The sequence below is a fragment of the Methanospirillum sp. genome (assembly GCF_035560735.1).
Classification (GTDB): Archaea; Halobacteriota; Methanomicrobia; order Methanomicrobiales; family Methanospirillaceae; genus Methanospirillum.
In genome coordinates, this window is the sequence record NZ_DATMYY010000079.1 from 1 (window position 1) to 10713 (window position 10713).

The window sequence follows — 10713 nt, forward strand, 5'->3', positions numbered from 1 at the left end:
AGGATGAGCGAGAAGATCAGAATGATACAGATAAAAATTAAGAATCCTGATATTTTTAGAGCAAGAGGATTAAAATTTGACAATATTTGAGGAATGAGGAAAAAACATACATCTTCAATGATGTTTGGATCAGGGGCGGGGAGAACCATATCCTGCAGTAATCCATTCTGATGTCTCCATATCTCCATTGCAATAATTCCAGGCAAAACGGTATCTGATGTCAGGGGCTGGAAAACTGCAATTATAAATTTATAGAACAGGCCTATGGCACAACTGATACATAAATACCCTGCAAGCAGTGTTTGTGCATGAGTTTTAAGAAAAGAAATCAGGTTATTTTTCGAGATCATCATTAAAATCACAACTTTCCATCAAAACCCTCTTGTTCTGTTATTAAATGTGGTAAAAATTTGAGATGAAAATTATTGAGGTGTTGATTGATCCTAATTGGGTTGCTCTTTCTGCTCAACGGTGATGATAAGGTCATCCTGGGCTGTAATTATCTCAACTGCAGCACCGGCCACAGTGTAAGTCATCTGGGGGATTACTGATCCCTCAGGTACTGCTATCTCTTCTCCTCCCACCACAACGGACTTTGGCAGTTCAATCAGTTGCTCTTTTGGCAGTGCTTCGATTGCCTGCATGAAACCTTTTGCCTGACCGCGGAGTGCCGGACCAATGATTCCCATGTTGAAGGAGACACCAGTAGTAACCTGCCTGAGTTCAGGCTTTCCTGCCATGTATTTCAATGTACAGTTCAAGGCCAGACTTCCATCTCCGGCATCATCGATCAGGTCAGGTGTATATACTGTTACTGTCCCGAGAGGGGCATTTAACGCAAGATTCTTGTCATGTTTGTATCTGCGGACCTCAGTGACAATCCGAACCAGCATCTGCCCGTCAGCGAGTGCCTGTGGATCAGTGTAGGTGAAATCCACCCAGTGCTGTTTATGCACCGAGCCCTCAAACGCTGCTGACCAGATTTCTTCGGCAAAGTATGGTGTGTACGGGGCCATCATTCTGCAGAGGCTGTTTAATGCAGTCTGAATTGCAACACAGGCACCATCCCTGCCACTGCCACCATATAATCTCCCCTTAACGATCTCGATGTAGTTGTCTGCGAGGACATCCCATGCAAACTCTCTGATCATGCGAAGTCCTCTGTCAAACTGGTATGTTTCAAAACCATCAGAGACCTCACGGATTGTTTGATCGAGCCGGACTAAGAGCCAGCGGTCAGCAAGGGCGGTAATAGGTGCTTTTTCGTTGTAGGGTTCGCGTGAGAGTTGCATTAGGGCGAACCGGGAGATGTTCCACATCTTTGTCAGGAACCTGTTGGCAGCAACAACATCGTTCCAGTTGAACTGAATATCAGACCCTGTTGCAGCGCCTGCAGCAGCCCATTGGCGCAGGGAATCTGCCCCGTACTGGCTCAAAATCTCCTCCGGAACTGTGACATTACCACGGCTTTTGCTCATCTTAAAGCCGTCTTCACCAAGCACCATTCCGTTGACCAGGATTTGGTCCCATGGTCTGCCACCTACAAGTGAAACTGCCCGAAGAATTGTATAAAAAGCCCATGTCCTGATGATGTCATGTCCCTGAGGTCTGATCTGGGCAGGGAAGAGTGGTGGCTTTTTCTGACTACCATCCCAGCCTGTTACATGAAGGACTGATATTGATGAGTCCATCCAGGTATCAAGCACATCAGTTTCAGCAGCAAACGAGGTACTGCCGCATTTGGGGCAGGGTTTTTTTGGCTTATCAACGGTTGGATCAACCGGAAGGTCTGCCTCTTCAGGGATTATGACCTCACCACAGTCCTTACAAAACCAGATTGGGATTGGAGTGGCAAAGAGTCGCTGGCGGGAGATACACCAGTCCCATTCCATTTGTTCGATCCAGTTCTCCATCCGCAGGAACATATGCTCTGGATACCACTTCACCTCTTTAGCGGCTTTGAGCGCTGCTTCGTGTGGAATTTTTACAAACCACTGATTTTCAGACAGGATCTCAATAGGAGTTTTACATCTCCAGCATGTGCCGACCCGCTGCTGGAGCGGCTGTTGCCTTATGAGGATGCCCTGCTCCTGCATCTCGGCAAGGATTGCTTTTCTGCAATCCCCTGATGTCATACCAACATATTTCCCTGCAATGCCGGTCATCTTCCCTGTTTTGTCGATGGCCTTACGCAGGGGGAGATTGTGCGTTCTCCACCAGAGAACATCCTGCTTGTCACCAAAGGTACAGATCATGACCGCACCAGATCCAAAGGCGGGGTCTACAGCCTCATCGGTGATGATCGGAACCTCATGCCCGAAGAGAGGAACTTTCAGGGTTTTTCCTCCCTTCCCTGCGTATCGCTCATCTGTGGGATGAACTGCCACTGCAACACAGGCTGCAAGGAGTTCGGGCCTGGTTGTTGCTATCTCGATACCATCAAAGTTGAAAAAATTCAGAGATGTGGTCCGATCACTGTAATTGACCTCAGCAAATGCAATCGCAGTCTCGCAACGTGGACAATAGTTGACCGGATGATTGCTCTGGTAAATCTGACCGGCTTCAAACATCCGTAAAAAAGAGAGTTGGGTTTTGCCGTAGTAATACGGCATCATCGTGATGTATTCGTGCGACCAGTCTATTGAGAACGCCATGCGACGCATAGATGCACGCATCTTCTCAATGTTACCGATGGTAAGAGCGCGGCACATCTCCCGAAACTGTTGGCGGGGTACATCATTTTTGGTGATATTATGTGTCTCTTCTACCTTGACCTCGGTTGGAAGGCCGTGACAATCCCATCCCTGGGGGAACATCACGTTATATCCTTTCATCCTCTTGTATCTTGCGAGAAAATCGATGTAACACCAGTTAAAGGCGTTACCTATATGGAATTCCCCGGTCGGGTATGGCGGAGGGGTATCTATGACGAATTGAGGTTTATCTGAGTTTTCTTGAAAGTAATGGTCTTCTTCCTTCCAGATTTTCTGCCATCGCGCCTCAACCTCGCGATACTCATAATTTTTGGGAAGTGGATCGGACAAGGGCATTTCTTATCCGTTTGTGGGCGATGGGTAATGTATCTGATGGAATGTCGGTCTGGCAGAAATTATAGGTGTAGAAAAAATGTTTGACTTATCCCATCACTCCGCCAGCTGTACAATGCACATTGCCGTCTATATTTGATACGTATAATTTACTCTGCATGCTGCGGCCTTTTGCAATTGCATTTTCAGCCTCAGCGTTGCGTCCTGCTTTCCTGAGGGCTTCTCCATAACTGATAAAAATGTCAGCACCAGAAACCCCTTGGGCTATTGCTTTCTCATATGCAGTTATTGCGTCAGTGCTTCTGTCAGCTTTCATGAGTACATCACCGTACTCTTTCCAGACCAGTGGCTGTGATGCATCAATATCCAGTGACTTCTGGAATGCTGCTGCAGACTCATTCACCTGTTTTAGTCCTATATCTGCTCTGGCTGTTCCAGCCCATGCGCCTGAGTTGGATGATTCCATGGTAAGTGACTGGTTGAAAGCAGTAAGAGCTGCATCATACTTCTTTAGCTGAACAAGGGCTCCTCCATATGAATTCAGCACATCCTTGTCCTGCTTTATGGCAAGTGACTGGTTATACGCATTTTTTGCCTCTTCCCACCGTGAAAGGCCTGCGAGAATGTCCCCATACTTTGCCAGGAGCTGCGGATCAGAACCAGATTTCTGGATGGCACTCTTGTAAGATGTGGCAGCGTAATCGTAAAGGCCTAGGTTGTAAAACACGGTTCCCTGTTTTATGATACCTTGGAGATCCAGACTGTCTGATTTGACATCCACCTTCACATCGGTTGGTGTCTGGGGGGTTTCATCCACTCCTTTGAAAACTGCATTTTCAGGAACTATCTTGCCAAAGGAATAGGTCACCGTCGCTCCGGGAAGGGTGCATACACAGAGTGGATAAAAGAAACTCATTCTGGTGTATGAGTATGATGGGCTGACTTCTGCTGACGAGTTCCCATCTCCAAAATCCCATTTGACCGAGTCGCAACTATCCCCTCCGGGAAGAGTGAACTGGACCTTAAGAGGTATCTTTCCCTCATTTGGATAAAATGAGGGTGTGGCTGTGGTGATTGCTGTAAATAGGATAAGCACAGTCAGGGTCGCGAGAAGAGACCTGCCTAACAGGAAGCCATCGCGGATTAACCTGTGTTCAGAATTCATTGAGTGGTACCGTTAGAGGTGTCTGGATAAAGGGTTTCTATCGTCTGATCCTGATACCTTCATCTGATGTATCCTCCAATTATGTACTATGATAATACCGGGGAGATGGCAGGCATTCATTGCCGCTATTGCCCTTACTCTGCTTGCACCCCATATGCCCCCCGGAATGGCCGGATTTTTCCTGATCCTTACCTCTGCGTTCATCTGTATCAGAATGAATGATCTAGCCCTTCCTCTCGCCCTGTTCATTCTGGGTGTCCTCAGTTTCTTTGGGTTTGTCCCGGCATTTGTTCTCTGTGCAACAGTACTGATTGTAGCAACCCGTGAACTCATCTTTTTCTATTCTGGTGGAAGGCCTGTAGAGTATGCACTCGCGATGATTGGCGGTCTGCTGGTGACTACCCTTGTAATTTTTTATATGACTGCAGGGACCTGGCTTTCAGCGGTTGTTGGAGTGACGGTGGCGATCCTGCTGTATGCCATCCTACAGAAGAAATCCTATGCAATAACCGGCGAACTGATAGGAGTCGCCATGGCGATGCTACTTTTAGAGAATCTTGAGTTCCAGGCCGATCTCCCGCTGGTTGCGACTGCAGCCTTTATCTCATTCGGGTTTGCGTACTTTGCATACCGTCTGAAGACCGCTGATATTGCCGGCCTCTTTTCTGCAGCACTTGTTGGAATTTTACTCATCGTGTTTGCCGGGATATCATGGTTTATGATCATGCTTGCGTTCTTTATCCTTGGTGCAGCAGCGACCCGGTACCAGATGGAGTATAAAAAGAGCCTTCATGTCGAGCAGGAAAGTGGAGGCGTCAGGGGATATATCAATGTCTTTGCCAACGGGCTGGTGTCGGTGGTTGCCGCTGTCTGTTTTGGTGTATCACATCACCCTGTCTTCATCGCTGTCTACCTCGGGAGTGTGGCAACTGCTGCTTCTGACACCGTTGCGGGAGAGATCGGTGTCTGTTCAGGACGCCCCTATCTCATAACCACATTAAAGCCAGTAGATGAAGGAACAAATGGCGGTGTTTCCCTTACTGGGGAGATTGCAGGTCTTTTTGCTGCTGTATTCATTGGTGCATGTGCCGTCCTATTAGGTGTTGCTGATATACCGGTATTTATTGCATGTGTGGCTGGAGGACTTATCGGTGCAAATATAGACAGTCTCATCGGAGAAGTTCTTGAGAACAAAAAAGTGATTGGGAATGCAGGAACAAACTTTTTGGCAACCCTTGGGGGAGGAGTGGTCACTGCTCTTCTATGGGTTGTGCTTATCCCTGTGTTTTAATCTTTTTTCAATACTTATACCATCGTCCCTTTTCGTCATACTCTCCTGTTTGAGGCATAACGGGAGTTGGGACTGAAAGGGCAGAAAGGTAACACTGATGTTTGTATACAATGAAGAATGACACCAGAATTATCAGACTTACCCCTATTGTTACCGCGGTTACCACAAGTCCGTCATAACCGAGGATCCTCTGCCAGTCTGAAAGACTGAATCCGGCGAAGATCTTCTGCTGCTCTGCGGCCCCAAGGTTGATGTACTCGGTGAACTTATCCGAAAGAATCATTCCCCAGACTGTAGCCAGAATGGTTCCAACAACACCTACACTTATCAGACTGACAACAATGCAGGTGATTATCGTGAAGATTGAGCGTGAGGCAAGCATCATGCTCTGTTTCAATGATGTAAATACGGCAAGGCCCTCCGAGACTGCCACATTGTCAGCAAAAAATGCAAAGATAAAAACCGGGATGGTAATTCCGATGAATAAACCTGCAATCATAGATGGATCGGAGTGCCCTGATATAGCAAAGGGGATACTACAGAGAATCAGGAGCAGGATGATTATGGCGCCAGCTATCACTGCTGGAAGCAGAATTGGAAAGAAGAACCTGGCTGCAGATCTCCCGAAGAGAGATATGGTATACTCCCCGCTTTTCATGCAACCGAGTGCACCTGCAACAAAGAAGGGAAAAATAACCGCCCCGAGGAAGAGCATCTTCCCTGCGATAAATTCCCCTCCTGAGAAAGCGAGCCAGATGAATGCTGTGGCCAAGGCTCCTGCATACAAACCCGGCAGCCAGAGCACCGGTTTACTGAGAAGGCTTATTGTATCAGCAAAAGGTCTTCCAGCCATGCTCATCGCTCCCGTGGCATAGCAACAATCTCCCGGACCTGGAGGTCAAAGAACCGGCTGGTATGTGAAGGTCTTATGACACAAACTGTATCCACTCCGCTGGCTGTTCCCCCAAGTGCTATTACCTCTTCGGTAACCGGAATGACTCCCTGATCAGCAGCGATAAGCGTGCACTCAACTGCGACCTTGAGACCTATTGCAATTATCCGTCTGAGTGCTTCGGCTACTGCCTCACTCCGGGACCCCCCGCCAATTTTTGGCGAGGATGAGAACGCGCGTTCGAGACCTGAAAGCACATGTGTCCCGGTGATGATCTTCACCCCTTGCTCTCTGAGCTCATCTGCGATTTTATTATCAAACTCCCAGACACCAGGGCTAGAGAACCCAACGACATGAGAGACCACAATCAGGGAAATCTCGGTTCCCTGCAAAGTATCTGAAGCTGTTTTTGCGGTCTGCCCACTAGTGCTTGGCACAATCAGAGATCGTATTCCAAGTTCCTTTGCCCGCTCTGTTGCAATCCTGAGGGCATCCTGGGTGTTCCCGCTACCGGGTTTATCAAAATACCAGATCTTTTTGGTAGAGTACCCCATACATATCGGTTAGACCGCATAGGTTTAAGGTACGAGCTATGATCACTCTTGCACTGGCAGGTAAACCAAACTGCGGAAAATCAACCCTTTACCGGGCGGCTACGTTAGCGCCGGCTGAAATAGCAAACTATCCCTTCACCACAATAGATGCAAACCGGGGAGTCGCATACGTACGAGTTCCCTGTCCCTGTACTTCTCTTGAGCATCGGTGCGGAGTCTGCGTTGACGGGATACGGTATGTTCCTGTTCACCTGATTGATGTTGCAGGGCTTGTCCCTGATGCTTACACCGGGAAAGGGCTCGGCAATCAGTTCCTTGATCATCTGAGGCAGGCTGATGCCATCATCAATGTCATAGACGCTAGTGGCGCGACTGATATTGAGGGTACTCCTGACGATATAGGATCGCATGATCCACTTGAAGAGATCCCGATGCTTGAGACTGAAATGACGATGTGGCTTTTTGGGATTATCGAAAAGCACTGGTCAAAGATGCAGCGCCAGGCCCAGGTTAAAAATTACAACGTGTATGCGGGGCTTGCTGAATTGCTTGCAGGACTTTCTATCAGGGAAGAGCACGTTGTAGATGCCGAACGCGAATCAGGGATAAACTTCAGATCTGCGCAGGCAGAAGATCTCCAAAAATTTGCACGTATTCTTCTGAAATATTCAAAACCGATGATCCAGGCAGGCAATAAAGCAGATCAGGCTCCTGCCGAACTCATTGCCAAAGTGAAGGGTGCAGGTATCAGTCTCATCTCCGGCGCTGCCGAACTTGTACTTCGCTCTGCTGCTGAACACAACCTGATTATCTATCATCCAGGTGACGAATCCTTCAGAATTCCTGATGGTGTGTCACTCAACGCCGCCCAGCAGGAAGGCCTTGCCAAGATCCGTGGCTTCATGGAGACATACGGAGGTACCGGGGTGCAGCAGGTGATAAACCGCGCCGTCTTTGAGCTTCTTGATCAGATTGTAGTCTACCCGGTTGAAGATGAGACCCATCTCACAGATGCAAAAGGGAGAGTACTTCCTGATGCTTTCCTGATGAAGAAGGGTTCAACTCCTCACGATCTCGCATATCAGGTCCACACCGATATTGGCAAGGGCTTTTTGTATGCTATTGATGCCAAGACAAAGATGAGGATCAAAGAGACTGCTCTACTCAAGGATGGAGACATCATCAAAATTGTGAGCACTGCGAAGTAACCTTCGCCACATTTTTATACTATCCACAAGATAAATCCACAAACATGGGAGGTGAGATCTTTCAGGCTCAGGTTCTTCGGAATTTTTTTGATACTATTACGGGCACTGATCGAAATCTCACCAGGATCTATATGTGTGTTATCAGTTTGGCCCGGCTCAGGGGAGAGGACCCTGATACCCTGAGTCGGCTCGCTGAACAGATGAAGCAGAGCAAGGTAAAGAAAGAACTCTCTATTGATGTGCTTGATTACATGTGTGCAGTTGCATCAGAACTTGAAATATCGGCAGTGAAAACTGCCTTTGGTGTCAAGGATCTGAACGAAGTTGTGCAGGACTTCGACGGTATCAGCCTCGACACTCTTTAACCCTATTCTCCGAGTTCATATATTCGGGCAGGGCGAATACTGATACAAGCATGAAGGTCTGCATTATGTGCGGAGGAGAAGGGACACGTCTGCGTCCTCTCACTTTCGAACGCCCGAAGCCCTGTATTCCTATAGTCAATAAGCCTTCCATTGAACACTTGGTATCCCATCTCTCCAACCTTGGTTTCCATGATGTGGTCATAACGCTGGGGTATAAGGGAGATGCCATTGAGCAATCGCTCGGCGATGGTGCCCTGCTCGGTGTCAGCATTACGTATGTGTATGAAGAGAGCAAACTCGGGACAGCAGGTAGTGTCAATAACGCCAGACAGTACCTTGGAGACAAACCATTTCTCGTCGTTGGTGGAGATCACGTCACAGATCTCAACCTTCTGGAGTTCTACCGTGAGCACCTGAAAAGTGCCGCTATCGTCACGATCGGGCTTATCAGCATCGATGAACCGTCTGAGTACGGTATCGCCGAGATCGATGTGGAGAACCGGATCCGCAGGTTCAGGGAGAAACCGGGGCCAGGAGAGATCTTTTCTAACCTTGCCTCTACCGGTATGTACGTCTGCTCTCCTGATATCTTTGAGTACATTCCGGATGGAGTAAAATTTGATTTTGCCAAGAACCTTTTCCCACTTTTGATGGAGAAGAACCTCCCCCTCAATGGATGGCTCGCCAGGGGAAACTGGTCTGATGTAGGAAGTCCTGCTTCGCTCAGGCAGGCCGAAAAGTGGAAACTTCAGGAGATGCGATATGCCAACATCAGCGGTGATCTTGACGTGAAGAACGCCAACATCCAGGGACCTGTTGATTTTGGGAATTCGATCTACCTTGGTAACAACAGTAGAATAGTCGGCCCGGTTGTGATAGGTTCAGGAACCTCAATTGGAGATAATGTGCTTATCGGCCCGTATACTTCCATCGGCAAGAACTGCGTGATTCGGAATAATGTCAGACTCCTCTCGTCATCCATTTATAATCGGGTGGTCATCGGACAGGGTTCATCAGTATCAGGGACTATTGTTGACAATGAGACAATGATCGGAGATGGATGCAGCATTGAACACGGGTCAGTGATCGGGCCACGCTGCGTGATCCGCAACCGGGTTACTGTTCATTCAAATACCCGGATCTGGCCTGATGTCGTGATCGCGGATGGCACTATCGTCACCGAACATATGCTCAACGATGAGTACGACACCCGGTGCGAAGGCTCCTAATCTTCTTTTTCCCTGTTTCTGATCGGCTCTCCAACAACCATTGCCCCACCGAACCGGTGTGTTCCTGCTACAAGCGGGTGACGGGCGTAATCCATGATCTGGATATCATCAACAGTTCTGAGTTTCATTGTCCGTGCAGTTCGCTCAAGACCGAGTTCGAAGTCCTCAGTTATCTCTATCAGGTAAGCCTCCAGGATCTTGATCCCGAGTCTTTTGGCTGCTACTGCACGGTGGTGACCATCTACGAGAATATTCTGGTCAGGTTTTTTTATCACGATGACCGGCTCTGCCAGTCCTTTCTTGATCTCGTATATTCTCCCCTCAAGTTCATCCATATAGATCCGTGACTGGGTAGGAAGGAGCGTGCTGACCATTACAGGTCCTTTTGAAAGATGTGGTTTAATACCGTGAAGCCGTTCGATGGTATCCATCAGTTTGTATACTTTGTCAGGTGAGACATGCTCGATCTGTGATCTGACCACATCGGTGTTTGAGATGATTCCAAGAAGTTCGTTCTTCTCGTTCACCACCGGCAGTTTCTGAATCCCAGATCTGATGATGACCCGTGCAACATCACCGATCGCCATCTCGGGATCTGCAACGATCAGATGCTGGCTCATTATTTCTCTGACCGGTGTATCCGGGTGTGCGAAGAGGAGGTCTCGGGCCGATATATACCCAATGACCACGTTTCTGTCCACAATGGGAAAGCCGTCATGTGATGTGACCTTGATGGCATTGATCACATCACGCGCGGTCTGATTCATATTGATAGTATCAACATCGGCGGTCATGTAGTCCCTGACCCGCTTCTTATCCATATTACTGGTAATTCAGTCTTGTCAGACTTCAAGACTTCGGTTCTTATGAGATGTAGATTGATTCACTATTTTTCCTTTCCATTTCCCGCGATCTTCGGGTTGATCTGCTCTGAAAATGCAGTATTATGTTTATCTTATTAC

The 10713-nt window shown here is 48.1% G+C and carries 10 protein-coding genes; 4 read left to right on the forward strand and 6 right to left on the reverse strand.

Annotation, left to right across the window (positions count from 1 at the left end; translation table 11 throughout):
* The 3 genes from VN429_RS02255 to VN429_RS02265 form a co-directional block, all read right to left on the reverse strand.
* Positions 1 to 353, reverse strand: a 353-nt coding sequence (locus tag VN429_RS02255; protein WP_325629339.1) for a hypothetical protein, incomplete at its 3' end; no start/stop codon positions are given.
* Positions 354 to 443: 90 nt separating this feature from the next.
* A complete protein-coding gene (locus VN429_RS02260; RefSeq protein ID WP_325629341.1) occupies positions 444 to 3050 on the reverse strand; it encodes a valine--tRNA ligase in 2607 nt (868 codons plus the stop codon).
* 85 nt (positions 3051 to 3135) lie between these two features.
* Complete coding sequence (locus VN429_RS02265; RefSeq protein WP_325629343.1) at positions 3136 to 4212, reverse strand: tetratricopeptide repeat protein; 1077 nt, start codon at positions 4210 to 4212, stop codon at positions 3136 to 3138.
* Between the two features lie 88 nt (positions 4213 to 4300).
* Between VN429_RS02265 and VN429_RS02270 the strand changes: the two genes are divergently transcribed.
* Positions 4301 to 5503: a TIGR00297 family protein gene (locus VN429_RS02270; protein ID WP_325629345.1), complete on the forward strand. Its 1203-nt coding sequence runs from the start codon at positions 4301 to 4303 to the stop codon at positions 5501 to 5503.
* Positions 5504 to 5510: 7 nt separating this feature from the next.
* Here VN429_RS02270 and VN429_RS02275 read toward each other — a convergent pair whose 3' ends face one another.
* Positions 5511 to 6356 (reverse strand): hypothetical protein, encoded by an 846-nt coding sequence (locus VN429_RS02275; protein WP_325629346.1) that lies wholly within the window; start codon positions 6354 to 6356, stop codon positions 5511 to 5513.
* 2 nt (positions 6357 to 6358) lie between these two features.
* The gene (locus tag VN429_RS02280) at positions 6359 to 6949 is read right to left on the reverse strand and encodes a pyruvate kinase alpha/beta domain-containing protein (protein WP_325629349.1); all 591 of its coding nucleotides are present in this window, start codon (positions 6947 to 6949) and stop codon (positions 6359 to 6361) included.
* Positions 6950 to 6987: 38 nt separating this feature from the next.
* On the opposite strand from VN429_RS02280, the gene VN429_RS02285 reads away from it, so the two are divergent.
* Genes VN429_RS02285 through VN429_RS02295 form a run of 3 tightly spaced genes read left to right on the forward strand, consistent with a single transcriptional unit; the run spans position 6988 to position 9751 of the window.
* Positions 6988 to 8157: a redox-regulated ATPase YchF gene (locus VN429_RS02285; protein ID WP_325629351.1), complete on the forward strand. Its 1170-nt coding sequence runs from the start codon at positions 6988 to 6990 to the stop codon at positions 8155 to 8157.
* Positions 8158 to 8201: 44 nt separating this feature from the next.
* Positions 8202 to 8522, forward strand: a complete 321-nt coding sequence (locus VN429_RS02290; protein WP_325629353.1) for a hypothetical protein — start codon at positions 8202 to 8204, stop codon at positions 8520 to 8522.
* A gap of 50 nt (positions 8523 to 8572) precedes the next feature.
* Positions 8573 to 9751 carry an NDP-sugar synthase gene (locus VN429_RS02295; protein WP_325629355.1) on the forward strand — a complete coding sequence of 393 codons (1179 nt, stop codon included), beginning with the start codon at positions 8573 to 8575 and terminating at the stop codon, positions 9749 to 9751.
* Here VN429_RS02295 and VN429_RS02300 read toward each other — a convergent pair.
* Positions 9748 to 10572: a CBS domain-containing protein gene (locus VN429_RS02300; RefSeq protein WP_325629357.1), complete on the reverse strand. Its 825-nt coding sequence runs from the start codon at positions 10570 to 10572 to the stop codon at positions 9748 to 9750. The genes VN429_RS02295 and VN429_RS02300 overlap by 4 nt on opposite strands.
* Positions 10573 to 10713: the final 141 nt, after the last annotated feature.

What these genes read in the sequence shown, in the direction of transcription:
- VN429_RS02260 (WP_325629341.1), bottom strand. Translation starts at nt 3,050, where the DNA reads ATGCCCTTGTCCGATCCACTTCCCAAAAATTATGAGTATCGCGAGGTT.
- VN429_RS02265 (WP_325629343.1), bottom strand. Translation starts at nt 4,212, where the DNA reads ATGAATTCTGAACACAGGTTAATCCGCGATGGCTTCCTGTTAGGCAGG.
- VN429_RS02270 (WP_325629345.1), top strand. Translation starts at nt 4,301, where the DNA reads ATGATAATACCGGGGAGATGGCAGGCATTCATTGCCGCTATTGCCCTT.
- VN429_RS02275 (WP_325629346.1), bottom strand. Translation starts at nt 6,356, where the DNA reads ATGGCTGGAAGACCTTTTGCTGATACAATAAGCCTTCTCAGTAAACCG.
- VN429_RS02280 (WP_325629349.1), bottom strand. Translation starts at nt 6,949, where the DNA reads ATGGGGTACTCTACCAAAAAGATCTGGTATTTTGATAAACCCGGTAGC.
- VN429_RS02285 (WP_325629351.1), top strand. Translation starts at nt 6,988, where the DNA reads ATGATCACTCTTGCACTGGCAGGTAAACCAAACTGCGGAAAATCAACC.
- VN429_RS02290 (WP_325629353.1), top strand. Translation starts at nt 8,202, where the DNA reads ATGGGAGGTGAGATCTTTCAGGCTCAGGTTCTTCGGAATTTTTTTGAT.
- VN429_RS02295 (WP_325629355.1), top strand. Translation starts at nt 8,573, where the DNA reads ATGAAGGTCTGCATTATGTGCGGAGGAGAAGGGACACGTCTGCGTCCT.
- VN429_RS02300 (WP_325629357.1), bottom strand. Translation starts at nt 10,572, where the DNA reads ATGGATAAGAAGCGGGTCAGGGACTACATGACCGCCGATGTTGATACT.